Annotated in this window: 22 protein-coding genes and 3 tRNA genes; 22 read left to right on the plus strand and 3 right to left on the minus strand. The window is 64.9% G+C overall.

The genetic code is table 11. From position 1 onward, the window contains the following. Nucleotides 1-48: 48 nt before the first annotated feature. The 3 genes from ACZK0Z_RS06895 to ACZK0Z_RS06905 are packed head-to-tail and all read right to left on the minus strand — an operon-like array spanning nt 49 to nt 3942. On the minus strand, nt 49-906 hold the full coding sequence (locus ACZK0Z_RS06895; protein WP_197633545.1) for a polysaccharide deacetylase family protein: 858 nt from the start codon (nt 904-906) through the stop codon (nt 49-51). Further along, nucleotides 899-2044: a glycosyltransferase family 4 protein gene (locus ACZK0Z_RS06900; RefSeq protein ID WP_049429527.1), complete on the minus strand. Its 1146-nt coding sequence runs from the start codon at nt 2042-2044 to the stop codon at nt 899-901. Before ACZK0Z_RS06900 ends, ACZK0Z_RS06895 begins: the two co-directional genes overlap by 8 nt. Before the next feature lie 20 nt (nt 2045-2064). After that, nucleotides 2065-3942 carry a sulfatase-like hydrolase/transferase gene (locus tag ACZK0Z_RS06905; RefSeq protein ID WP_197633546.1) on the minus strand — a complete coding sequence of 626 codons (1878 nt, stop codon included), beginning with the start codon at nt 3940-3942 and terminating at the stop codon, nt 2065-2067. A 146-nt stretch (nt 3943-4088) separates the two neighbouring features. Between ACZK0Z_RS06905 and ACZK0Z_RS06910 the strand changes: the two genes are divergently transcribed. From ACZK0Z_RS06910 to nusA, 22 genes are all read left to right on the plus strand, one after another. Further along, entirely contained in the window at nt 4089-5069 is a 981-nt protein-coding gene (locus ACZK0Z_RS06910) for an isopenicillin N synthase family dioxygenase (RefSeq protein WP_049429529.1), read from the plus strand. Between the two features lie 620 nt (nt 5070-5689). Next, a complete protein-coding gene (tpiA, locus tag ACZK0Z_RS06915; protein WP_197620720.1) occupies nt 5690-6445 on the plus strand; it encodes a triose-phosphate isomerase in 756 nt (251 codons plus the stop codon). A 31-nt stretch (nt 6446-6476) separates the two neighbouring features. After that, complete coding sequence (gene secG, locus ACZK0Z_RS06920; protein WP_049429531.1) at nt 6477-6914, plus strand: preprotein translocase subunit SecG; 438 nt, start codon at nt 6477-6479, stop codon at nt 6912-6914. A gap of 51 nt (nt 6915-6965) precedes the next feature. Next, nucleotides 6966-7050 (plus strand) — tRNA-Leu (locus ACZK0Z_RS06925). A 111-nt stretch (nt 7051-7161) separates the two neighbouring features. After that, complete coding sequence (locus ACZK0Z_RS06930) at nt 7162-7518, plus strand: NADH-quinone oxidoreductase subunit A (RefSeq protein WP_005414075.1); 357 nt, start codon at nt 7162-7164, stop codon at nt 7516-7518. After that, complete coding sequence (locus ACZK0Z_RS06935; RefSeq protein ID WP_005410463.1) at nt 7509-8063, plus strand: NuoB/complex I 20 kDa subunit family protein; 555 nt, start codon at nt 7509-7511, stop codon at nt 8061-8063. Before ACZK0Z_RS06930 ends, ACZK0Z_RS06935 begins: the two co-directional genes overlap by 10 nt. Nucleotides 8064-8096: 33 nt before the next feature. Continuing rightward, nucleotides 8097-8846 carry an NADH-quinone oxidoreductase subunit C gene (locus tag ACZK0Z_RS06940; RefSeq protein WP_049429533.1) on the plus strand — a complete coding sequence of 250 codons (750 nt, stop codon included), beginning with the start codon at nt 8097-8099 and terminating at the stop codon, nt 8844-8846. Beyond that, the gene (locus ACZK0Z_RS06945) at nt 8843-10150 is read left to right on the plus strand and encodes an NADH-quinone oxidoreductase subunit D (RefSeq protein ID WP_049429534.1); all 1308 of its coding nucleotides are present in this window, start codon (nt 8843-8845) and stop codon (nt 10148-10150) included. Before ACZK0Z_RS06940 ends, ACZK0Z_RS06945 begins: the two co-directional genes overlap by 4 nt. Nucleotides 10151-10247: 97 nt before the next feature. After that, complete coding sequence (nuoE, locus tag ACZK0Z_RS06950) at nt 10248-10775, plus strand: NADH-quinone oxidoreductase subunit NuoE (RefSeq protein ID WP_006381132.1); 528 nt, start codon at nt 10248-10250, stop codon at nt 10773-10775. 4 nt (nt 10776-10779) lie between these two features. Further along, nucleotides 10780-12120, plus strand: coding sequence for an NADH-quinone oxidoreductase subunit NuoF (gene nuoF, locus ACZK0Z_RS06955; protein ID WP_005410459.1), 1341 nt, complete (start codon nt 10780-10782; stop codon nt 12118-12120). Further along, nucleotides 12117-14351: an NADH-quinone oxidoreductase subunit NuoG gene (gene nuoG / locus ACZK0Z_RS06960; protein ID WP_049429535.1), complete on the plus strand. Its 2235-nt coding sequence runs from the start codon at nt 12117-12119 to the stop codon at nt 14349-14351. The genes nuoF and nuoG overlap by 4 nt, the downstream gene beginning before the upstream one ends. Further along, nucleotides 14348-15442, plus strand: a complete 1095-nt coding sequence (nuoH, locus tag ACZK0Z_RS06965; protein WP_049429536.1) for an NADH-quinone oxidoreductase subunit NuoH — start codon at nt 14348-14350, stop codon at nt 15440-15442. Before nuoG ends, nuoH begins: the two co-directional genes overlap by 4 nt. Before the next feature lie 3 nt (nt 15443-15445). Further along, nucleotides 15446-15934 carry an NADH-quinone oxidoreductase subunit NuoI gene (gene nuoI, locus ACZK0Z_RS06970; RefSeq protein ID WP_005410456.1) on the plus strand — a complete coding sequence of 163 codons (489 nt, stop codon included), beginning with the start codon at nt 15446-15448 and terminating at the stop codon, nt 15932-15934. Between the two features lie 9 nt (nt 15935-15943). Then, complete coding sequence (locus ACZK0Z_RS06975) at nt 15944-16600, plus strand: NADH-quinone oxidoreductase subunit J (protein ID WP_049429537.1); 657 nt, start codon at nt 15944-15946, stop codon at nt 16598-16600. Then, the gene (gene nuoK, locus ACZK0Z_RS06980) at nt 16597-16902 is read left to right on the plus strand and encodes an NADH-quinone oxidoreductase subunit NuoK (protein ID WP_005417921.1); all 306 of its coding nucleotides are present in this window, start codon (nt 16597-16599) and stop codon (nt 16900-16902) included. Before ACZK0Z_RS06975 ends, nuoK begins: the two co-directional genes overlap by 4 nt. A 7-nt stretch (nt 16903-16909) precedes the next feature. Then, on the plus strand, nt 16910-19069 hold the full coding sequence (gene nuoL, locus ACZK0Z_RS06985) for an NADH-quinone oxidoreductase subunit L (RefSeq protein WP_049429538.1): 2160 nt from the start codon (nt 16910-16912) through the stop codon (nt 19067-19069). A 23-nt stretch (nt 19070-19092) separates the two neighbouring features. Next, entirely contained in the window at nt 19093-20601 is a 1509-nt protein-coding gene (locus tag ACZK0Z_RS06990) for an NADH-quinone oxidoreductase subunit M (protein WP_005410452.1), read from the plus strand. Nucleotides 20602-20616: 15 nt separating this feature from the next. After that, nucleotides 20617-22077: an NADH-quinone oxidoreductase subunit NuoN gene (gene nuoN, locus ACZK0Z_RS06995; RefSeq protein ID WP_005410451.1), complete on the plus strand. Its 1461-nt coding sequence runs from the start codon at nt 20617-20619 to the stop codon at nt 22075-22077. 127 nt (nt 22078-22204) lie between these two features. Further along, nucleotides 22205-22281, plus strand: a tRNA-Met gene (locus ACZK0Z_RS07000). Between the two features lie 84 nt (nt 22282-22365). Beyond that, nucleotides 22366-22442 (plus strand) — tRNA-Met (locus ACZK0Z_RS07005). 365 nt (nt 22443-22807) lie between these two features. Further along, entirely contained in the window at nt 22808-23398 is a 591-nt protein-coding gene (rimP, locus tag ACZK0Z_RS07010; protein WP_005410450.1) for a ribosome maturation factor RimP, read from the plus strand. Between the two features lie 4 nt (nt 23399-23402). Continuing rightward, on the plus strand, nt 23403-24914 hold the full coding sequence (gene nusA / locus ACZK0Z_RS07015) for a transcription termination factor NusA (RefSeq protein WP_006458580.1): 1512 nt from the start codon (nt 23403-23405) through the stop codon (nt 24912-24914). Nucleotides 24915-24959 lie beyond the last annotated feature (45 nt).

Consider the following 24959-nt stretch of genomic DNA (forward strand, 5'->3'; position numbering starts at 1 on the left):
CCGTAAAGTCGGGGCGTTTTTCGTTCAGGCGGCAGGGCTGCGCGAGGCTCACGGCCCCGGCACCATCTTCTTCTGCCGCGCCTTGAAGCCATTGAACAGCGGCGCGATCAGGGGGCTGTAGCTCTGGGCGATGCGCTTGCGCAACCAGCTCGCAGGGCGGTTGCGGATCGCGAAGCGGTAGATGTGTTCCGGATCGCCGCCCACAACGTTGCGGCCGAACGGGTGGGTGGTGTGCAGGTAGCGGAAGCCGTGCTCGCGTGCCACCTCGATGTGGTCCTGGTCGAAATCGCCATAAGGCCAGCACAACGTATCGGACACCTCGCCGAGCTTGTCCCGCAGGACTTCGCGCGAGACTGCCAGATCGTGGCTCAGGCCCGCACGGCGCTGTGCGCGGTCCAGGTCATCGCGGCGCAGCCAGCGGGTGTGGGTATGGGTGTGGCAATGCACTTCGAAGGTGCCGGCGGCGATGGCCGCGCGCGCTTCGCTCCAGCGCATCATCACGTCGTCGCTGCGGTTATGCTCGTAGATCGCCGCTTCGCAGCCGCGGTGGTCCGGCGTGGCAGGCAGCACTGCCCCAGCAAGCCCCGCATGGGGCCGCTCCGAGCCTTCGCCCATCCAGCCGGTGACCACGAACACCACTGCGTGCATGCCGTACTTCTGCAGGATCGGGTGCGCATATACCCAGTTGTCCAGGTAGCCATCGTCGAAGGTGATCACGATCGACTTGCGCGGCACCGGCTTGCCGGCCAGGAAGCCGGCGTACTGGTCCAGTGTCAGCGAAGTCCAGCCGTTGCCGGCCAACCAGGCGATCTGGCTTTCGAAATTCTCCGGTGACACGGTGATCATGCCCGGCGACGGACTGACGTGGTGGTGCATGAGCACCGGTACGGTTCGGGCATCAGCCATGTCCCAGCTCCCTCAGCCACTGGCGGTAGTAGTGTTCGGTGGTCTCACCGTGGCCATCGGGGGTGAACCGGTGCGCGCCGTGCATCCAGTCCCACCCGGCGCGGCCCATCTGCCGCCGCCGTTCCGGATCTTCCACCAGCAGGCGCAGTGCGCCTGTCAGGGCTGCATTGTCGCCCAATCGGGTGAGGATGGCATTGCTGCCATCGACCACCATCTCCGGCACGCCACCCACGCGCGTGGCCACGATCGGCACCCCGACATAGGCGGCCTCCAGGAACACGGTGCCGGCCGCTTCCTTGTGCGAAGCCAGCGCGAAGATGTCGAAGCCGGCCATCAGCCGGCACGCGCCGTCACGATAGCCGAGCAGGTGGACCTGCTGCTGCAGCCCGTGCTCGTCGCGCAGCGCCTGCAGCCGATCCATGACCGGCTGGCCATCGCCGATCACCACCAGATGCAGGTTCGGATGCGTCCTGCACAGCGGCACCATCGCCTGCAGGAGGTCGGCATGACCCTTGGGTTCGCGCAGCACCGCCACGCAGCCGACCACGATGTCCTGTTCGCCGAAGCCGAGCTCGGCGCGCACTTCCGCGCGCACCTCCTGCAGGCATTGCCAGGGATCGGCCTTGCGGATCTCGCTCCAGCGCGGCGGGACTGCCATTGGCGGCACGATGCCGATGTGCTCGGCCGCAATGCCGCGCTCGGCCAGCAGCTGCTTGACGAAGCTGCTGACGGTCAGCACCCGGTGCGGCAGGCCGGTATAGGTCAGCAGCGAGTTGACCGGGCTCATCAGGTGGCGCGAGCGTACTACCAGCGGCGTGCCGCCCAGGCGTGCGCCGGCGGCGGCGATCAACGTGTCACGGCGGCTGGTGGTGTTGACCACATCGTAGCGCTCGCGCCGCACCAGGCGCGAGACTGACCAGATGCCGCGCAGCAGGCGCAGCAGGCCGCCCATGCGCAGGGTGTGCACGGTGAAACCGTCGTCGCGGGCCAGCTTGGCCAGTCGCGCTTCGGGCTGGCACAGCAGCGCCACCTCATGGCCACGCGCGCGCATCACCTGCATGTGGCGAAAGATGTAGATCTCCTGTCCGCCCATTCCCTTGGCGGCTTCGGTGTGCAGGATGCGCAGCGGACGGTTCATGCGGGATCGATCCTTGAAGGTCAGCGGTTGCGGAAGCGGGTCAACGCTTCCCATGCAGTGCGTACGGCAGCCGCATCAGGGGCCTGCTGGGGCAGCGGGAGGTAGTGCCGGTCCAGGGCTGTGGCGTTGCCGAACTTGTCGAACACGTAGATCGCCTCGCCATGGCGTATCGCGCGCTGCGACCAGCTTTCGACCACCAGGGCACGCGGGCCCTGCGGTTCGGCCAGCAGATCCTGGCCGGTGCTGAAGTCGCCCAGTGCGTTCTCGCAGCCCAGGGCATGGCGCATCAGGGTCGGTACCCAGTCCTCATGCGAACTGATGCGTGCTTCGCGGCCGCTGCCCTGGCCGGGCCAGTGCAGCACGAACGGGACCTGCAGCTGGTAGTCGGAGAAGTTGCCGTTGTGGCCCCAATAGTTCATCTTGAGGTCGTTGAACTCTTCGGCATGGTCGCCGGTGACCAGCACGATGGTGTCCTCGGCCAGGCCCTGTGCGCGCAGGTCGTCCAGCAGCGAGCCGATCAGGCTGTCTGCGTAGTGCACCGCGGTGCGGTAGCGGTTGAGTTCCGGCGTAGGGTCATGCTCCGGGCCGAATTTGAGGAAGTCGATGTCCGCGGCCATCGGCGTCGCCACTGGCGGGTAACCGTCGGGCATGTGGTAGGGCGCGTGGGTGGAGTCGAGGAACACGAAGCCGAACCACGGGCGCTGCGCCGCCTGGCTGGCGCGGATGTCCTGCTGCAGTGCACTGATGATCGCGCGGTCGCGGCCGTCGGACTTCAGTGCCGATGGCCCCTGGTGCAGCTGGTCGCGCACATCGGCGAATGCCGTGCGATCGAATTCCGGGCTGTACAACGGCGCACTGCCGTACAGGTGCAGGTCGTAGCCCTGCTGGCCCAGCACCTGGAACAGCTGCGAGCCGCGCTGCTCGTCGAGCATGCTTGGCCAGTAACCACCGGGCAGGCCGTACAGCAGCCCGAACAGGCCGTAGCGGGTGGCATTGCCGGTGCTGAAGTGGTGGTCGAACACGCGCGCGTCCTGCGCCAGCGCCGACGTGTTGGGCATCAGCTGCGGTGTCAGCACGTCCTGGCGCAGCGATTCCAGCACCACCATCAGCACATTGGGACGATGCGGGTTCTGGCAGCGCAGCGGGTGCAGTGGGTACTGCAGCTGCGCATGCCGCGGGTCGGGCAGGCCGGCCTGCTGCTGGCTGACCACGCCCAGGCGCCGCATGAAGCTCTTGGCGGTGATCGGTTGCGCCCACGGCAGGTAGTTCCACTGCCCGATCACATCGCGCTCGCCGCGGGCGTCGTAGTAGGCGGTGGCGACCTGGCCGCCAGCCATCAGAAGCGCGACCGCTGCCCACGTCTGCAGCACCCGTCGCCGGCGCGGCGCTGCCGGCAGCAGCTTCCAGCACGCCCAGGCCAGCAGGCCTTCGGCGGCAAAGACCGCGGCGACCAGCAGCGCGACCTGCAGCCAGGTCTTCCAGGACAGGGCGACCTGGTCCTGCAGGGCGCCGCCGAACACCATATTGACGACCATGGCGTTGAGGTGGAAGCGGTACAGGGTGAACACCTTGGCGTCGACCAGCAGCAGGCACAGCCACAGGCCCTGCAGGAGAACGGCGCTGATGCTCAGCGTACGGGCAGTGCGTGGCCACAGCCCCAGCAGCAACGGCAGCAGGCCGGCCAGCGTGCCGAACGCGAGCAGGTGGCCGGGCAGGGCGATCGCGAGGTAGGCCAGGCCCGCGCTGCCGCCTGGATTGTCCCGCAGCGGCACGTTGCCCAGTGTGATCGCCGCAGCCAGGGCCGCATTGCCGGCGACGAACAGCGACCACCAGGCCAGCCGGCGCCAACGCCGGGTGGAACCTTCAAGGGCGGGTGCGGCAGGGGCGGCTGCGGACATGGCGGGGCGGATTCAAGGAGCGGGCAAAGGGTCGGGCCCAACGTGACGGAAGCGTTAATCCGCGCGCGGGTCGCGCATTGTATCGGTTTGTTTCTTCGTATCGAGTGGCGTCCCCCGGGCGATCTGGCACAATGTTCAGGCGGGCCATGAATACGCGGGCCCCCAGACCCAATGACAAGCCAGGAATCGCTGTGAGCCAGATCCCCACCCTCGACATCACCCGTTTCGACAGCGACCGCGAGGCCTTCGTGGCCGAGCTGGGCGCGGCCTACCGCCAATGGGGATTCGCGGGCATCCGCAACCACGGCATCCCGCAGGCCGACATCGACGCGGCCTACGATGTCTTCAAGGCCTTCTTCGCCCTGCCGGACGAGGTCAAGCGCAAGTACCACGTGGCTGGCAGCGGCGGCGCCCGCGGCTACACCCCGTTCGGCGTGGAAACCGCCAAGGGCTCCAAGCACTTCGACCTGAAGGAGTTCTGGCACATCGGTCGCGAGATCGCCGATGACTCCAAGTACCGTGACGTGATGGCGCCGAACCTGTGGCCGACCGAGGTCGAGGGCTTCCGTGAGCGCGGCTACGGCCTGTACCAGGCGCTGGACAACCTGGGCTCGCGCGTGCTGTCGGCGCTGGCCCTGCACATTGGCCTGCCGGAGGACTTCTTCGCCGACAAGACCAACTTCGGTAATTCGATCCTGCGCCCGATCCATTACCCGCCGATCACCACCGACGACATTCCGAACGTGCGTGCCGGCGCCCATGGCGACATCAACTTCATCACTCTGCTGGTCGGTGCCAGTGCCGCGGGCCTGGAAGTGCAGTCGCATGATGGTGAGTGGGTGCCGTTCACCTCGGACGCGGACACCATCGTGGTCAACATAGGCGACATGCTGCAGCGCCTGACCAACCATGTGTACCCGTCGACCATCCACCGCGTGGTCAACCCCCCGGGCGAGCTGGCCCGCCAGCCGCGCTACTCGGTGCCGTTCTTCCTGCACCCGAACCCGGATTTCCTGATCGACGTGCTGCCGTCCTGCATCACCCCGGAGAACCCGAGCCGGTACCCGGAGCCGATCACCGCCCACGGCTTCCTCGAGGAACGCCTGCGCGAGATCAAGCTGAAGTAATGAAGAAGCCGCCGAAAGGCGGCTTTTTCATTACGGGTAGCGCAGGGCCATGCCCGGCGAGCGCAGCGGAGGGTGTTCGGCAGGGTTGCACCCTGCACCCGCAGAGGCCAAAGCCAAAGCCAAAGCGGCTCTGGATTTCTGCGCCTTCGACAGTTTCCCGGTGACGGTTGGCAAATCGTGATTTCCGGTAGGTGTCGACCTTGGTCGGCACGGTAGATCCACGCCATGCGTGGTTGAGATCTGTCAGATCGAAGCGGGGTAGGGGGCTGGTCCAACCCGGCAGCCACCCGGAATGCCGCTTTTGCTTTTGATCTTCTTTTTCTTTCCGTGGCGGGCGGAACCGCCGGAATGTGTCAGGGGCCGGGCGGGTGGGGCTGGCGGGGGTGTCCGCGGCATGGATGCCGCGGCCAAGCCCCCAGGGACGGGTTTACGGCGTCCCCCGCCAGCCCCACCCGCCCGGCCAAGCCCACCAATCCAACCGGGGCTCTCCTCGACCAACCCCACCTCGCCACGAGGGGCTGCGCCGTTGGCTGAAAATCCATGTAACCGCTTACACGGAAACGGATTTTTGCCGTAACGGGTATCATGACCGGCTGACTTCACACAGGAGCCACCCGCTCATGCGCCGCAAGATCGTCGCCGGAAACTGGAAGCTGCATGGCAGCCGTCAATTCGCCAATGAACTGCTGGGGCAGGTGGCCGCCGGGCTGCCGCTGGACGGGGTGGACGTGGTGATCCTGCCGCCGCTGCCGTATCTGGGTGAACTGGTCGAGGACTTTGGTGACACCGGCCTGGTGTTCGGTGCCCAGGACGTGAGCAGCAACGAGAAGGGCGCCTACACCGGCGAGGTCTGTGCCGCCATGCTGCACGAGGTCGGGGCCCGCTATGGCCTGGTCGGCCACTCCGAGCGCCGCCAGTACCACCATGAAAGCAGCGAACTGGTCGCACGCAAGTTCGCCGCGGCCCTGCATGCCGGCCTGGTGCCGGTGCTGTGCGTGGGTGAGACCCTGGAGCAGCGCGAAGCGGGGCAGACCGAGGCGGTCATCGCCAGCCAGCTGGCACCGGTGCTGGAGCTGGTGGGTGCCGCCGGCTTTGCCCAGGCGGTGGTTGCCTATGAGCCGGTCTGGGCCATCGGTACCGGCCGTACCGCCAGCAAGGAGCAGGCACAGCAGGTGCACGCGTTCATCCGTGGCGAAGTCGCGCGCATCGATGCTAGAATCGCTGATTCACTGCCCATTGTTTACGGCGGTAGCGTGAAGCCCGACAATGCCGGGGAACTGTTCGCGCAGCCGGATGTCGATGGTGGGCTGGTCGGCGGCGCCTCCCTGGTGGCCGCGGACTTCCTGGCCATCGCAAGGGCGGCGGCCGCGAACTAATCCTAGAAGTATTGTCCGAGGGCGGTTTCCAATGCTGATGTTGATCCTCAATGTCGTCTACGTGCTGGTCGCTGTGGCCATGATCGCGCTGATCCTGATGCAGCGTGGCTCGGGTGCGGCGGCGGGTTCGGGCTTTGGTGCCGGCGCCTCGGGTACGGTGTTCGGTGCGCGCGGCGCCTCGAACTTCCTGTCCAAGTCGACCAAGTGGCTGGCTGTCGTGTTCTTCGGCATCAGCCTTTTCATGGCCTGGTATGCCGGTCATGGCAGCCGTCCGGCGGCCGACCAGGATCTGGGCTTGATGTCCGCCCCAGCGGTGACTGCTCCGGCGGCTCCGGCGGGCGAATTGCCGGCCGTTCCGAAGGCCGATGCGGTCCCGGCCGCCCCGGTTCCGGCCGCGAATGTGCCGGCTCAGGCGGAATCTTCGGTTTCTGGTGAAGAAAAGCCTTCGGAAGGCTCCCAGAAACACTGAAGCCGGTTACAATACGCGGCGCATCGGGAAGATAGTCTGATGTGATCGTTTGCCCAGGTGGCGGAATTGGTAGACGCACTACCTTGAGGTGGTAGCGACTTAGGTCGTAGGGGTTCGAGTCCCCTCTTGGGCACCATTTGTAAGTAAAGCGGGTTCGCCTGGCGCGCAAGGCGCCAGGTAGATTCCCGTCCACTCCCCCATGCCAAAGCGCCTGCAGGCGCAGCGGCAGAGGCAAGAGAGAATCGCTGTGCTGGCCGAATATTTGCCGTCTCTGCTGTTTCTGATCGTTGCCACCGGTATCGGCATTACGCTGATGCTGGTTGGTCGATTCCTCGGTCCCCGCCGCCCCGATCTGGAAAAGCTGTCGCCGTATGAGTGCGGCTTCGAAGCATTCGAAGACGCGCGCATGAAGTTCGACGTGCGCTACTACCTGATCGCGATCCAGTTCATCGTCTTCGACCTGGAAATCATCTTCATCGTGCCGTGGACCCAGGTCTTCATGGAACTGGGCGCCCGTTCGCTCGTCACCATGGGCCTGTTCGTCGGCATGCTGTTCCTCGGTTTCATTTACGTCTGGAAGAAGGGAGCGCTGGAATGGGAGTGATTCAGACTCTCGATGGCCTCATGAACAACCCCACGCCGGAAGGTCGGGTTGATGACATCCTGCGGCCGGAAGGCGACAACCCGCTGCTGGAGAAGGGCTTCGTCACCACCAGCGTCGATGCACTGCTGAACTGGGCGCGCACCGGCTCGATGTGGCCGATGACCTTCGGCCTGGCCTGCTGCGCGGTCGAGATGATGCACGCAGGCGCCGCGCGCCTGGACCTCGACCGCTACGGCGTGGTGTTCCGCCCGTCGCCGCGTCAGTCCGACGTGATGATCGTGGCCGGTACCCTAGTCAACAAGATGGCCCCGGCGCTGCGCAAGGTCTACGACCAGATGCCGGACCCGAAGTGGGTCATCTCCATGGGTAGCTGCGCCAACGGCGGTGGCTATTACCACTACTCCTATTCTGTCGTGCGCGGCTGTGATCGCGTGGTGCCGGTGGACGTCTACGTCCCGGGCTGCCCGCCGACCGCCGAGGCGCTGGTGTACGGGATCCTGCAGCTGCAGAAGAAGATCTGGCGTACACAGACCATCGCCCGCTGACCCCTTCACCTGACAAGAGCGCGCCAAGCCCCCATGGCAGAGCAAGCATCCTTCATCGACCGACTCTCCGCACGTTTCGCAGGTGCGAAGGTCATCGTGGTCGAACCCCGCGGCGAAGTGACGCTGGAAGTGCCTGCCGCCGAGTGGCACGCCACCGCCCTGGCGCTGCGTGACGAGTTTGGTTTCGAACAGGCCGTGGATCTCTGCGGCGTCGATTACCTGGGCTATGGCTCCGACGAATGGGACACCGCTGACGTGTCCTCGCAGGGCTTCAGCCGCGGTGTCGAAGGCAAGGCCCAGGGCCGTTTCGCGTGGGGTGAATTCCCCACCGAGGAAAGCGGTGCCGAGGGCGCCCGCCCGCAGCACATGCCGACCCAGCGTTTTGCCGTGGTCGCCCAGCTGCGTTCGTACCAGCACAACCTGATGATGCACCTGCGCTGCTTCGCCCCTGACGAAGCATTGCCGGTGGTGTCCTCGCTGACCGGCATCTGGCCGGGCCTGAACTGGTTCGAGCGCGAAGCGTTCGACCTGTATGGCGTGATCTTCGAAGGCCACCCGGACCTGCGCCGGATCCTGACCGACTACGGTTTCGTCGGTCATCCGTTCCGCAAGGACTTCCCGCTGATCGGCAATGTCGAAGTCCGCTACGACGAAGAAAAGAAGCGCGTGATCTACGAACCGGTCACCTCGGTGGAGCCGCGCGTCGGCGTGCCGCGCGTGATCCGTGACGACGCCCGTCTGCAGACCGCAGAAGGTGAGCGCGCGCAGGAGGCAGTGAAGTGAGCGAGTTCCACCAGGCCCGCGAAGCGTTCGCGAGCAATCCGGCCGAAGCACGGCAGGAAATCCGCAACTACACCATGAACTTCGGCCCGCAGCATCCGGCCGCGCACGGTGTGCTGCGCCTGATCCTGGAAATGGACGGCGAAACCATCATGCGCGCCGACCCGCACGTGGGTCTGCTGCACCGTGGTACCGAAAAGCTGGCCGAATCCAAGCCGTTCAACCAGTCGATCGGCTACATGGATCGCCTGGATTACGTGTCGATGATGTGCAACGAGCACGCCTACGTGCGCGCGATCGAGACCCTGATGGGTATCGAAGCGCCGGAGCGTGCGCAGTACATCCGCACCATGTACGACGAAATCACCCGCATCCTCAACCACCTGATGTGGCTGGGCTCCAACGCACTCGACCTGGGTGCGATGGCGGTGATGCTGTACGCCTTCCGCGAGCGTGAAGAACTGATGGACTGCTATGAAGCGGTCTCCGGCGCGCGCATGCACGCGGCGTACTACCGTCCGGGCGGTGTCTACCGCGACCTGCCGGACCACATGCCGAAGTACAAGGAATCGCGCTGGCACAAGGGCAAGGCGCTGAAGCAGCTCAATGCTTCGCGCGAAGGCTCGTTGCTGGACTTCCTGGAGAACTTCACCGTCGAGTTCCCCAAGCGCATTGATGAATACGAAACCCTGCTGACCGACAACCGTATCTGGAAGCAGCGTACGGTCGGCATCGGCGTGGTCAGCCCGGAACTGGCCCACCAGTGGGGCATGACCGGCGTGATGCTGCGCGGCTCGGGCGTTGCCTGGGACCTGCGCAAGAAGCGTCCGTACGCAAAGTACGATGCCGTCGATTTCGACATCCCGCTGGGCAAGGAAGGCGACTGCTACGACCGTTACCTGGTCCGCGTTGCCGAAATGCGCGAATCCAACCGCATCATCAAGCAGTGCGTGGCCTGGCTGAAGGCCAACCCTGGCCCGGTGATGGTGAAGAACTTCAAGGTCGCTCCGCCCAAGCGCGAGGACATGAAGGACGACATGGAAGCGCTGATCCACCACTTCAAGCTGTTCAGCGAAGGCTACTGCGTGCCGGCCGGCGAGACCTACTCGGCGGTGGAAGCCCCGAAGGGTGAGTTCGGCTGCTACCTGGTCTCCGATGGCGCCAACAAGCCGTTCCGCGTGCACCTGCGTGCACCGGGCTTTGCCCACCTGTCCTCGATCGATTCGATCGTGCGCGGCCACATGCTGGCCGACGTGGTGGCCATGATCGGTACCTACGATCTGGTGTTCGGCGAGGTTGACCGGTAATGCCGTCCGCCACGCCAACGCCCGCTGCAGGCAGCCGGCGCAAGCCGGCGCCGCAGTTTCTGCAATTTCACGTTATGCATTTCGCTGAGGTCGGCCGATGAAGGCGACAGGTAATTTCGAGGCGGCGCGCGACGTCGACCCGATGGTGGTGCTGAGCGACAAGACCCGCGCTCACATCGATCACTGGCTGTCCAAGTTCCCGCCGGACCGCAAGCGCTCTGCCGTGCTGCAGGGCCTGCATGCGGCCCAGGAGCAGAACGAGGGCTGGCTGACCGACGAGCTGATCGCCGGCGTGGCCAAGTACCTGGACCTGCCGCCGGTGTGGGCCTACGAAGTGGCCAGCTTCTACTCGATGTTCGAGACCGAGAAGGTGGGCCGCAACAACGTGGCCATCTGCACCAACATCAGCTGCTGGCTCAATGGCGCCGAAGACATCGTGCGTCATTGCGAGAAGAAACTGGGCATCAAGCACGGTGAATCGACCCCGGACGGCCGCGTCTACCTCAAGCGCGAGGAAGAGTGCCTGGCCGGCTGTGGTGGCGCGCCGATGATGGTCATCAACGGTCACTACCATGAGCGTCTGACCCTGGAAAAGGTCGACGAGCTGCTGGACGGGCTGGAGTAAGGGCATGGCACATCACCACGAATCCAAGGGTCCGGTCGGCCCCGCGCCGCTGCCGCACCAGGTGGTCTACACCACCCTGCATTACGACACCCCGTGGTCGTACGAAAGCTACCTCAAGACCGGTGGCTACGCCGCCCTGCGCAAGATCCTCGAAGAGAAGATCCCGCCGGAGCAGGTCATCGAGATGGTCAAGGCCTCGGGCCTGCGTGGCCGCGGTGGCGCTGGCTTCCCGACCGGCCTGAAGTGGTCCTTCATGCCCAAGGGCAACATGCAGAAGTACATCCTCTGCAACTCGGACGAATCCGAGCCGGGCACCTGCAAGGACCGTGACATCCTGCGCTACAACCCGCATTCGGTGGTGGAAGGCATGGCGATCGCCTGCTACGCCACCGGTTCGACCGTGGGCTACAACTACCTGCGCGGTGAGTTCCACCACGAGCCGTTCGAGCACTTCGAGCAGGCCCTGGCCGACGCTTATGCGAACGGCTGGCTGGGCAAGAACGTGATGGGCTCGGGCGTGGACATCGACATCTACGGTGCGCTGGGCGCCGGCGCATACATCTGCGGCGAAGAAACCGCGCTGATGGAATCGCTGGAAGGCAAGAAGGGCCAGCCGCGCTACAAGCCGCCGTTCCCGGCCAACTTCGGCCTGTACGGCAAGCCGTCGACGATCAACAACACCGAAACCTACGGTTCGGTGCCGGCGATCATCCGCAACGGTCCGGAGTGGTTCAAGGGCCTGAGCCTGACCGCCAACGGCGGCCCGAAGTGCTTCTCGGTGTCCGGCTGCGTGCAGAACGGCGGCAACTTCGAAGTGCCGCTCGGCACCAAATTCCACGATCTGCTGGAAATGGCCGGTGGCCTGCGTCCGGGCCGTACCCTGAAGGGCGCGATCCCGGGCGGTGTGTCGATGCCGGTGCTGACCGCGGCCGAGCTGAAGGACCTGCCGATGGACTACGACACCATCCGTGCACTGGGCTCCGGCCTGGGTTCGGGTGCGATCGTGGTGCTCGACGACAGCGTCTGCTGCGTCAAGTTCGCCTGCCGCATCAGCCAGTTCTTCCACAAGGAATCCTGTGGCCAGTGCACCCCGTGCCGTGAAGGTACCGGCTGGATGCATCGCGTGCTGGAGCGCATCGTCGCCGGCAAGGCCACGATGGAAGACCTGCACCAGCTGAAGGCAGTGGCCGGCCAGATCGAAGGCCACACCATCTGTGCGTTCGGCGAAGCGGCTGCATGGCCCATCCAGGGCTTCCTGCGCCAGTTCTGGGACGAGTTCGAGTACTACATCGTCAACGGTCATTCGATGGTTGACGGCAAGAAGGTGGAGGCAGCCGCTGCATGAGCGCGCAACCCGTAAATCCGAGCGTCCCACCCGATCACGTCACCATCGAGATCGATGGCAAGTCGCTGGTCGTGCCCAAGGGCTCGATGATCATCCAGGCCGCCGACAAGGCCGGCATCTCCATTCCGCGCTTCTGCTACCACGAGAAGCTGCCGATCGCCGCCAACTGCCGCATGTGCCTGGTGGACGTGGAGAAGTCGCCGAAGCCGGCGCCGGCCTGCGCCACTCCGGTCATGGATGGCATGAAAGTCGCCACCCGCAGCGAGAAGGCACTGAAGTTCCAGCGCTCGGTGATGGAGTTCCTGCTCATCAACCACCCGCTGGACTGCCCGATCTGCGATCAGGGCGGCGAGTGCGAGCTGCAGGACGTGTCGCTGGGCTATGGCCGTTCGGTCAGCCGCTTCAACGAGCGCAAGCGCGTGGTGCCCGACGAAGACATGGGCCCGCTGGTCGCCACCGAGATGACCCGCTGCATCCAGTGCACCCGCTGCGTCCGCTTCACCGCCGACGTTGCCGGTACCTACGAACTGGGTGGCATGTACCGCGGTGAGAACCTGCAGATCGGTACCTTCGACGGCAAGCCGCTGACCACCGAACTGTCCGGCAACGTCGTCGACGTCTGCCCGGTCGGCGCGCTGACCAACAAGGTGTTCCAGTTCCGCGCCCGCCCGTGGGAACTGACCGCGCGCGAGTCGCTGGGTTACCACGACGCGATGGGTTCGAACCTGTTCCTGCACGTGCGTCGCGGTGAAGTGCTGCGCACCGTGCCGCGCGACAACGAAGCGGTGAACGAGTGCTGGCTGTCCGACCGTGACCGCTACTCGCACCAGGGCCTGTACAGCGAAGACCGTGCGGTCAAGCCGCTGCGCAAGGTCAATGGCGAGTGGAAGGAAGTGAGCTGGGCCGAAGGCCTGGCCGCGGCCGCCGAGATCCTCAAGGCGAACCAGGGCGACAACCTGGGCGTGCTGGTGCATCCGTCCACCTCGAACGAGGAAGGCGCGCTGCTGGCCCGCCTGGCCAATGGGCTGGGCTCGAGCAACATCGACCACCGCATCAACAACCGCGATTTCTCCGACGCCGCAACCGCCGAAGTGTTCGGCCTGCCGCTGGCCGAGATCGAAGGCGCCGACCGTATCGTCGTTCTGGGCAGCAACATCCGGCACGAACTGCCGCTGCTGCACGCCCGCCTGCGCAAGGCGCAGACCACCAAGGGCGCGAAGATCCACGTCGTCAACCCGGTGGACTTCGACTTTGCCTTCAGCATCGCCGGCAAGCAGATCGTTGCCCCGTCGAAGTTCGTCGACGCGCTGGCCAACGCCGAGCTGCGTTCGGCCGTGCAGGGCGGCAACAACACCGTGCTGATCGTCGGTGGCATCGCCGAGAACCACCCGCAGGCTGCCGCGATCCGCGCCGCTGCGCGTGAGTTCGCTGCCGCCACCGGTGCCAAGCTGTGCCGCATCCCGCAGGGCGCCAATGCCGTGGGTCTGACCCGCGCCGGCGTGCTGCCGGCCGGCAAGGACGTCGCCGCGATGCTGGCGCAGCCGCGCCAGGCCTACGTGGTCTACGGCCTGGAGCCGGGCCTGGACTTCGCCGATGCCCCGTCCGCGCGCAAGGCGCTGGCCGGCGCCCAGGTGGTGGCCTTCAGCCAGTTCGCCTGCGTGTCCACCCGCGACGTTGCCGACGTGATCCTGCCGATCGGTGCGCTGCCGGAAATCGATGCCACCCTGACCAACCTCGATGGTCGCGAGCAGTCGGCGCGTGCCGGCGGCAAGCTGCCGGGCGAGGCCCGTGAAGGCTGGCGCGTGCTGCGCGCCCTGGGCGGCGACATGGCGCTGGCCGGTTTCGACTTCACCGACCTGGCCGGCCTGCGCGCCAGCCTGGCCCCGGTGTCGGTCACCGTTGCCGCTTCGGCGCAGCCGGTGGTTGCCGGTGAAGGCCTGGAAGTGGCTTCGACCGCCGCGATCTACCGCACCGATGCGGTGGTCCGCCGCGCCCCGGCGCTGCAGTCGCATCCGCTCAACAACGCCCCGCGCATCGTGCTGAACGCTGACGATGCCGCGCGCCTGCAGCTGCAGGAAGGGCAGATGGCCAAGGTCGGCACCGATGCCGGCAAGGCTACCCTGCCGGTGGTGGTCGACGCCCGCGTCGCTGCGGGTTCGGTCTGGATTGAATCGGGCCACGGCGCGACCGCGCCGCTGGGTGCCGCTCGCGTATCGGTGGTGGCTGCATGAACGAATTGCTGTTGAACGCGGTCGACCCGCTGCACCAGTGGCTGCTTGGCCTCGGTGACATCGGCGCGCTGATCTGGATCATCCTGAAGATCCTGGTGATCACCGTACCGGTGATCGTCTCGGTGGCCTTCTACGTGGTCTGGGAACGCAAGCTGATCGGCTGGATGCACGTCCGCCACGGCCCGATGTACGTGGGCATGGGCATCTTCCAGGCCTTCGCCGACGTCTTCAAGCTGCTGTTCAAGGAAGTGGTCCAGCCGAGCAGCGCCAACAAGGCGATCTACCTGCTGGCGCCGCTGATCACCCTGGCCCCGGCTTTCGCGGCCTGGTCGGTGGTGCCCTTCGATTCGCAGATCGTGCTGTCCAACGCCAACGCCGGCCTGCTGTACCTGCTGGCGATGACCTCGCTGGGCATCTACGGCATCATCCTGGCCGGTTGGGCGTCCAACTCGAAGTACGCGTTCCTGGGTGCGATGCGCGCCTCGGCGCAGATGATCAGCTACGAAATCGCCATGGGCTTCGCCCTGGTCGGCGTGATGATCGCCGCTGGCAGCCTGAACCTGAGCAACATCGTGATGGCGCAGGCCGGCAATTCCGGTTTCTTCGACTGGTTCCTGCTGCCGCTGTTCCCGCTGTTCGTCATCTACTGGGTGTCGGGCGTGGCTGAAACCAACCGCGCGCCGTTCGACGTGGTGGAAGGCGAGTCGGAAATCGTCGCCGGCCACATGGTTGAGTACTCCGGCGGTGCCTTCGCCCTGTTCTTCCTGGCCGAATACGCGAACATGATCCTGATCAGCTTCCTGATCTCGATCTTCTTCCTCGGCGGCTGGCTGAGCCCGGTCCAGGGCTGGGTCAACTTCGGCGATGTCTCGCCGCTGGTCGACTGGATCTGGAAGGGCGGTGCACCGTGGCTGTTCGTCAAGGTGTTCTTCTTCGCCAGTGCCTACATCTGGTTCCGTGCCAGCTTCCCGCGCTTCCGCTATGACCAGATCATGCGCCTGGGCTGGAAGGTCTTCATCCCGCTGGCCATTCTGTGGATCGCGGTTACCGCCGTCATGGTGTTCTTCGGCGTGATTCAAAAGGGCGTCTAAGTGATGAACAGGATTACCCATTACTTCAAGAGCCTGCTGCTGCTCGAACTGCTGGCCGGCCTTTGGCTGACGCTGAAGTACAGCTTCAAGCCGAAGTACACGATGATGTACCCGATGGAGAAGTTCCCGCAGTCGCCGCGCTTCCGTGGCCTGCACGCACTTCGCCGTTATCCCAACGGCGAAGAGCGCTGCATTGCCTGCAAGCTGTGCGAAGCGGTGTGCCCGGCCCTGGCCATCACCATCGACTCGGCCAAGCGCGAGGACGGCACCCGCCGCACCACCCGCTACGACATCGACCTGTTCAAGTGCATCTTCTGCGGCTTCTGCGAAGAAAGCTGCCCGGTGGACTCGATCGTCGAAACCCACATCCTCGAGTACCACTTCGAGAACCGTGGCGAAAACATCGTTACCAAGCCGCAGCTGCTGGCCCTTGGCGATCGTCTCGAAAACGAGATCGCCGAGCGTCGTGCCGCCGATGCCGCTTACCGCTGAGGTCGAGAGATGGATTGGGTAAATATCGCTTTCTGGGTGTTCGCCATCGCGGCAACGGTTTCGGCCGGTGCGGTGATCAGCGTGCGCAACCCGGTGCATGCAGTGCTGTGCCTGGTGCTGACCTTCTTCTCCATTGCCTGCGTGTGGCTGCTGGTGGGCGCCGAGTTCCTCGGCGTGGCGCTGGTGCTGGTCTACGTCGGCGCGGTGATGGTGCTGTTCCTGTTCGTGGTGATGATGCTGGACATCGATCCCACCAAGATGCGTGAAGGCTGGGTGCGCTACCTGCCGGTCGGTCTGATCGTGGCGGTGGCGATGCTGGTGCAGATGCTGATCCTGATCGGCGTGAAGGGCAGGGCGGTCAACCCGTTCCCGGCCGACAACGCCGCTGCGGTCGCTGCCGACAGCTCCAACATCACCTGGCTGGCACGCACGCTGTTCACCGAGTACCTGCTGCCGTTCGAGTTCGCCGCCGTCATCCTGACCGTGGCCGTGGTTGCCGCCGTGATGCTGACCCTGCGCCGCCGTACCGGCGTGAAGAGCCAGAACCCGGGCGAGCAGACCATGGTCAAGGCCGGCCAGCGCCTGCGCATGGTCAAGATGGGTGCCGAAGCACCGGTCGTGCACAGCAACAGCAAGCCGGCCACCGGCGAGGAGACCCAGCCGTGATTACCCTTGGCCACATCCTTGCGCTTGGCGCGGTGCTGTTCGCCATCAGCCTGGCCGGCATCTTCCTCAACCGGAAGAACGTCATCGTCCTGCTGATGTCGATCGAACTGATGCTGCTGTCGGTGAACATCAATTTCGTCGGCTTCTCGCGTCAGCTGGGCGATCCGTCCGGCCAGCTGTTCGTGTTCTTCATCCTGACCGTCGCCGCCGCGGAAGCCGCCATCGGCCTGGCGATCCTGGTGACCCTGTTCCGTACCCGCCGCACGATCAATGTCGGCGAAGTCGATTCGCTGAAGGGCTGATCCACAGATGGAAATCACTCTCTCCAAGAGTCTGTTGATCGCAGTGGTGCTTGCACCGCTGTTCGGCAGCATCATCGCCGGCCTGTTCGGTCGCCAGGTCAAGCGCTTCGGCGCGCAGACCATCACCATCCTCGGCGTCGCGGTAGCCTGCGGCCTGTCGATGTACACGTTCTACCAGCTGATGTGGGGCGGCGCGCAGCCGTTCAACCAGAACATCTACACGTTCTTCGAGGTTGGCCAGTACTCGGCCCACGTCGGCTTCATGGTCGACAAGCTGACCGCGATGATGATGGTGGTGGTGACCTTCGTGTCGCTGCTGGTCCACATCTACACGATCGGCTACATGCAGGACGATCCGGGCTACCAGCGGTTCTTCAGCTACATCTCGCTGTTCACCTTCTCGATGCTCACCCTGGTGATGAGCAACAACTTCCTGCAGCTGTTCTTCGGCTGGGAAGCGGTGGGCCTGGTGTCGTACCTGCTGATCGGCTTCTGGTTCAAGCGCCCGACCGCGATCTTCGCCAACATGAAGGCGTTCCTGGTCAACCGCGTTGGCGACTTCGGCTTCCTGCTGGGCATCGCCGGCGTGCTGTGGGTGTTCGGCACCCTGGACTACTCGCAGGTGTTCTCGCAGGCCGGCATGCTGGCTGACCCGCGCGCCCAGCTGCAGATCTGGGACGGCACGATCCTGGGCATGCAGCTGCTGAACGAGCCGGTGATCTGGTCGATCGCCACCGTCATCTGCATCTGCCTGTTCATCGGCGCCATGGGCAAGTCGGCCCAGGTCCCGCTGCATGTGTGGCTGCCGGACTCGATGGAAGGCCCGACCCCGATCTCGGCACTGATCCACGCCGCGACGATGGTGACCGCCGGTATCTTCATGGTCACCCGCATGTCGCCGCTGTTCGAGCTGTCGCAGACCGCGCTGAACTTCGTGCTGTTCATCGGTGCCACCACCGCGTTCTTCACCGGCCTGATCGGCATCGTGCAGAACGACATCAAGCGCGTCGTCGCGTACTCCACGCTGTCGCAGCTGGGCTACATGACCGTCGCCCTGGGCGTGTCGGCCTACTCGGCCGCCGTGTTCCACCTGATGACCCACGCCTTCTTCAAGGCCCTGCTGTTCCTGGGCGCCGGCTCGGTCATCATCGCGATGCACCATGAGCAGGACATGCGCAAGATGGGCGGGTTGCGCAAGTACATGCCGATCACCTTCATCACCATGTGGATCGGTACGCTGGCACTGGTCGGCACGCCGTTCTTCTCCGGCTTCTACTCGAAGGACACCATCATCGAGGCGGCCGAGATCCATGCCCACATGCAGAACAGCTGGGTGGCCACCTATGGCTACTGGGCGGTGCTGGGTGGCGTGCTGGTGACCAGCTTCTACAGCTTCCGCCTGCTGTTCATGACCTTCCATGGCAAGGAACGCTTCCGCGACGCGCATGACGATCATGGCCATGGCCATGACGATCACCACGCCGCCGACGCCCACCATGGCGATGCCCATGACGACCACGGCCATGGCCACGGTCCGCATGAGCCGCATGAAACTCCGTGGGTGGTGACCCTGCCGCTGGTCCTGCTGGCCATCCCGTCGATCGCCATCGGTTTCTTCAGCATCGGTCCGATGCTGCACGGCACCGACTGGGCTGGCCACCATGCCCACGAGGCGATCAAGGGCCAGGCACAGACGTTCTTCACCGGCATCGTCGATTTCTACGATCCGGCCAAGAACACCGTGGCGTTCCTGGGTGAAGAGTTCCATGGCCCGGTCGCGTTCGCGCTGCACGGCATGATGCTGCCGCCGTTCTGGCTGACCCTGGCGGGCTTCCTGCTGGCTGCGCTGTTCTACCTGTGGAAGCCGGACCTGTCGGGCAAGGCACGCAAGACCTTCGCCCCGATCGTTTCGGTGCTGGAAAACAAGTACGGCTTCGACAAGCTGTGGATCGATGGCTTTGCCGGCGGCAGCGTCAAGCTGGGCAAGGTCTCGCGCTGGATCGACAGCAACATCGTCGACGGCGTGGTCAATCTCTCGGCACGTGTTGTGGACGTTGCAGCCGGCGTGCTGCGTCGTACCCAATCCGGTTTCCTCTATCACTACGCCTTCGCGATGATCATCGGCCTGATTGCCCTGCTGGGCGTGCTGATGCATTACCTGCGTTGATGACCTGTACGGAATAAGAAGACGTGTCGAACTGGCCTCTACTCAGTGTCCTCATCTGGCTGCCGATCATCGGTGGCGCCCTGATCCTTGCGATCCGTGATGCACAGACTGCCCGCTGGGCGTCGCTGGGCGTCGCGGTGCTCACCTTCGTTGCAAGCCTCTCGCTGCTGAGCGGCTACAACGCGGGCATCGACGGTCTGCAGTTCGTCGAGACCCATGCCTGGATCCCGGCGTACAAGATCGGCTACAACCTGGGCGTGGACGGCATTGCCGTGGCGCTGATCCTGCTGACCACCCTGGTCAGCGTGCTTGCCCTGATCGGCGCCTGGAGCGCCATCGACAAGCGCGTGAATCAGTACGTGGCGGCCTTCCTGATCCTGGAAGGCGTCACCGTCGGCATCTTCGCCGCGACGGACGCGATGCTGTTCTACGTGTTCTTCGAAGCCATGCTGATCCCGATGTTCCTGATCATCGGTGTCTGGGGCGGCCCGCGCCGCATCTACGCTGCGCTGAAGTTCTTCCTGTACACCTTCCTCGGCTCGGTGCTGATGCTGGTGGCGCTGATCTACCTGTACATGAAGGGCGGCAGCTTCCAGCTGGCCGACCTGTACGCACTGCCGCTGTCGGCCAAGGAACAGACCTGGATCTTCTTCGCCTTCCTGATCGCCTTCGCGGTCAAGGTGCCGATGTTCCCGGTCCACACCTGGCTGCCGGACGCCCACGTGGAAGCGCCGACCGCCGGTTCGGTGATCCTGGCCGCCATCGCGCTGAAGATCGGTGGCTACGGTTTCCTGCGTTTCAACCTGCCGATCGTTCCGGACGCCTCGCAGGAATGGGCGTGGCTGGTGATCGCGCTGTCGCTGATCGCGGTGATCTACGTCGGCCTGGTCGCCCTGGTGCAGGACGACATGAAGAAGCTGATCGCCTATTCGTCGATCGCGCACATGGGCTTCGTCACCCTGGGCACCTTCATCGCCCTGTGGCTGGTGCGTGAAGCCGGCAACGCCGACGCCGCCCGCCTGGGCCTGCAGGGCGCCATGGTGCAGATGATCTCGCATGGCTTCGTGTCCGGCGCGATGTTCTCCTGCGTCGGCGTGCTGTACGACCGCATGCACAGCCGCCGCATCGCCGATTACGGCGGCGTGGTCAACGTGATGCCGTGGTTCGCCACCTTCGCCATGCTGTTCTTCATGGCCAACGCGGGCCTGCCGGGCACCAGCGGTTTCGTCGGCGAGTTCATGGTCATCCTGTCGGCCTTCCAGCGTAATCCGTGGATCGCACTGGGCGCGGCCACCACCCTGATCATCGGCGCCGCCTACACCCTGTGGCTGTACAAGCGCATCTTCTTCGGCGAAGTGGCCAACAGCCACGTGGCCGAACTGAAGGACATCAACGGCCGCGAATGGCTGGTGCTGGGCGTGTTCGCCATCGGCGTGCTGGCCCTGGGCATCTACCCCAAGCCGCTGACCGACCTGATGGAGCCCTCGATCGCGAAGCTGGCGATGCAGATCGCATCCAGCAAGCTGCTGTAATTCCAGGATTTGATGATGACCACCTCGCCGCTGCTGCCATTGACCGCCGCTGACCTGCCACCGCTCGCTCCCGAGCTGGTGCTGATCGGCAGCGCCTTCGCCCTGATGATCCTCGACCTGTTCGTCAGCAACCGGAACAAGATCGTCACCCACCTGTTCTCGCTCGCTGCGCTGGCCGTGGTGCTGTTCATGCTGGCCACCGGCGTGGGCGGGCAGGGGGAGGTCTTCCATGGCATGTTCGTGCGCGATACCGCCGCGGACGTGATGAAGACCGGGATCGTGCTGCTCAGCGGCCTGACCCTGGTCTACGGCTGGCGCTATCTGCGCGACCGCAATCTGTTCCAGGGCGAGATCCCGGTGCTGATCCTGTTCGGCACTGCCGGCATGATGATCCTGGTCTCGGCCGGCAGCCTGCTGATGGTCTACCTGGGCCTGGAACTGCTGGCGCTGTGCTCCTACGCCCTGGTCGCCAGCAACCGTGAAAACGGCCTGGCCTCGGAAGCGGCGATGAAGTACATCGTGCTCGGCTCGCTGGCCTCGGGCCTGCTGCTGTACGGCATGTCGCTGATCTACGGCGCCACCGGCAGCCTGCACCTGGACGTGATCCGTGACGCCATCCCGCACTCGGAAGAGCGCGTGCTGCTGATCACCGGTGCGGTGTTCATGATCGCCGGCGTTGCCTTCAAGCTGGGTGCCGCGCCGTTCCACATGTGGCTGCCCGACGTGTACCAGGGTGCCCCGGCGCCGATCGCGCTGTTCATCAGCTCGGCACCGAAGCTGGCCGCCTTCGGCATGGCCTACCGCCTGCTGGAAATGGGCGTGGGCCCGCTGTCGACCGAACTGCAGCTGCTGATCGCCGGCCTGGCCGCGGTCTCGCTGGTCATCGGCAACCTGATGGCCATCGCGCAGAGCAACCTCAAGCGCATGCTGGCGTTCTCCACCGTCTCGCACATCGGCTTCCTGCTGATGGGCATCGCCGGTGGTGGCGCGCAGGGCTATGCAGCAGCGCTGTTCTACGCACTGGCCTACGCCATCATGTCCACCGCCGCCTTCGGCGCGATCATCGCGCTGTCGCGTGCCGGCTTTGAAGCCGAGAACATCGAGGACTTCAAGGGCCTCAATGCCCGCAACCCGTGGATGGCCGGCCTGGTGCTGTGCATCATGGCGTCGCTGGCCGGCATCCCGCCGTTCCTGGGCTTCTGGACCAAGCTGGCGGTGCTGGGCGCGGCCGTCAACGGCGGCCTGCTGTGGCTGGCCATCCTCGGCGTGCTGTGCGCCGTGGTCGGCTGCTTCTACTACCTGCGCGTCATCAAGGTCATGTACTTCGATGAGCCGGTGGGCGAGGCCATGCCGCGCAGCAACGACCGCGTGCTGGGCCTGGTGCTGGGCGTGAACGCGCTGGCGCTGCTGGCGCTGGGCCTGGCCTGGAACCCGATCATGGTCTGGTGCCAGCAGGCATTTGCGCATCTTGCATAAAAGTTGACACAAAGCTGCGCGATTCGTGTAATATGCGCAGCCTGAGTTGTCACTGCAGCGGTTCAGCCAGAACATCGTTGCGGTAGCCCTCCTCGAAAGAGCAGGGCAGCAGTTCAAACACTTCCGGTGCGGGGTGGAGCAGTCTGGCAGCTCGTCGGGCTCATAACCCGAAGGTCGCAGGTTCAAATCCTGCCCCCGCTACCAACACATCGAATCGGCGCCAACCAGTTCGATGAATGAGGAAAAGCTTGCAGGTTTTGAAGTTATGCCTCATAATTCCGCTTCTGATGCGGGGTGGAGCAGTCTGGCAGCTCGTCGGGCTCATAACCCGAAGGTCGCAGGTTCAAATCCTGCCCCCGCTACCAAGTAAAGAGATCGCCTTCGAAGTCCTGCTTCGAGGGCGTTTTTCTTTGGGTCTGCGTCGTTTTCGCTGGGTTGGGGTCAGATCCCTTTTCCAGAGGAAAAGGGATCTGACCCCTGGCCCGCACCTTGCACCAGCGCGGTGCAGCCGCTATCATCAGCGGCCTAGCAGTACCCCTGAAGGCGGCCTCCCGGCGGGAGTCCGGACCCGGAAGGAGGGCCGCAACCGGCAGGCACTGCAGGTTGCAACCGGAATCCAGTCACCGGAGTCTTTCCGGAAAAGGGGCCCAGCGGGCCCTTTGTCGTTTCCGGGGCGTCATGTTTTCACGCCGGCCAAGGCCGGCACCCAACCAAGAGATCAAGGCAGGCTGTGAGCGACAAGGCAACCGACATCGCGAATCTGCTCGCCCCGACCGTTGTGTCGCTGGGCCTGGAGCTGCTGGGCGTTGAGTATCTGCCGGCCCCCGGCGGTGCGACCCTGCGCCTTTACATCGACGTGCCGCTGGCTGAACAGCCCGAGCGCATCATCAATGTCGACGACTGCGAGCGGGTCAGCCGCGAAGTGTCGGCGCAGCTGGACGTCGAAGACCCGATCAGCGGCAATTACACGCTGGAAGTGTCCTCGCCGGGCGTGGATCGCCCGCTGTTCAACCTGGAGCAGTTCGCTCGCCACCAGGGTGAATCGGCCAAGGTCACGCTGAAGCTGCCGCAGGACAACCGTCGTCGCCTGCAGGGCCGTATCGAGGCGACCGACGAGGCCGCAGGCACCATCACCTTCATCGTCGACAAGACCGAAGTGGTGGTGTCGGCCGACAACATCGACAAGGCACGGATCATGCCCGACTGGGTGGCGCTGGGGCTGGCCCCGAGCAAGCCGACCGGTCCGGCACCGAAGCGTCCGAAGCCGAACACGAATTCTTCTTCCAACGAGCCGGCGGCAAAGAAGCCGCGCGCGGAGTGAGCCAATGAGCAAGGAACTGTTGCTGGTAGTCGACGCGGTCGCCAACGAGAAGGGCGTGCCGCGTGAAGTGATCTTCGATGCCATCGAGGCCGCCCTGGCCTCGGCAGCGAAGAAGCGCTATCCCGACGAGGAAGTGCTGACCCGTGTGGTCATCGACCACAAGGATGGCAGCTACGAAACCTACCGCCGCTGGGAAGTGGTGGCCGATGACGTGGTCATGGAATCGCCGGACCGCCAGATCCGCCTGATGGATGCCGTCGATGAAGCCGAAGGCGTGGACGTCGGCGACTACATCGAAGAGCAGATCGAGAACCCGGACTTCGGCCGCATCGCCGCCCAGGCCGCCAAGCAGGTCATCGTCCAGCGCGTGCGCGAAGCCGAGCGCCAGCAGGTCGTGGATGCGTGGAAGGATCGCGTCGGCGAACTGATCACCGGTGTGGTCAAGCGTGCCGAGCGCGGCAACATCTACGTCGACCTCGGTGGCAACGCCGAAGGCTTCATCCCGAAGGACAAGGGCATTCCGCGCGACGTGCTGCGCGCCGGCGACCGCGTGCGCGGCTACCTGGCCGAAGTCCGTTCGGAACCGCGTGGTCCGCAGCTGTTCATCAGCCGCGCCGCCCCGGAATTCATGATCGAGCTGTTCAAGCTGGAAGTGCCGGAAGTCGGCCAGGGCCTGGTGGAAATCAAGGCCTGTGCCCGCGATCCTGGCGACCGCGCCAAGATTGCCGTGCTCGCCCACGACCAGCGCACCGATCCTATCGGCGCCTGCATCGGCATGCGCGGTTCGCGCGTGCAGGCCGTGTCCAACGAGCTCAATGGCGAGCGCGTGGACATCGTGCTGTGGAACGACAACCCGGCCAACTTCGTCATCAACGCTATGGCACCGGCCGAAGTGCAGTCGATCATCGTCGATGAAGACAAGCACTCGATGGACCTGGCCGTCGCTGAAGACCGCCTGGCCCAGGCGATCGGCAAGGGCGGCCAGAACGTGCGCCTTGCCAGCCGCCTGACCGGCTGGCAGCTCAACGTGATGACCCAGGACCAGGTCACCGCCAAGTCGGAAGCCGAGCAGGCTTCGGCCCGCCAGCTGTTCATGGACAAGCTGGAAGTGGACGAAGAGATCGCCGGCATCCTGGTCAGCGAAGGCTTCGGCACCGTCGAGGAAATCGCTTATGTCCCGGTCGGCGAACTGCTGGCCGTGGAAGGTTTCGACGAAGACATCGTCGAAGAGCTGCGCGCTCGTGCCCGCGATGCGCTGCTCAATGAGGCCCTGGCAGTCGAGGAAGGCCTTGAAGACGGCCAGCCGGCGCAGGACCTGCTGTCCCTGAAGGGCATGGACGAAGCCACCGCGTATGCGCTGGCCGGCCACGGCGTGCGTACCAGCGAGGACCTGTCCGACCTGGCCGCCGACGAGGTCATGGACTTCGGCATCGAAGGACTGGATCAGGCGCGCGCCGCTGCGCTGATCCTGGCCGCCCGTGCCGAAGAGATCGCCCGACTGGAACGCGGCGAATGAGCCGGCAATGAACAGGGCCCTGAGCCGCTCAGGGCGTAGAATCCG

This window comes from Stenotrophomonas sp. 116085_Sma, from assembly GCF_056479585.1.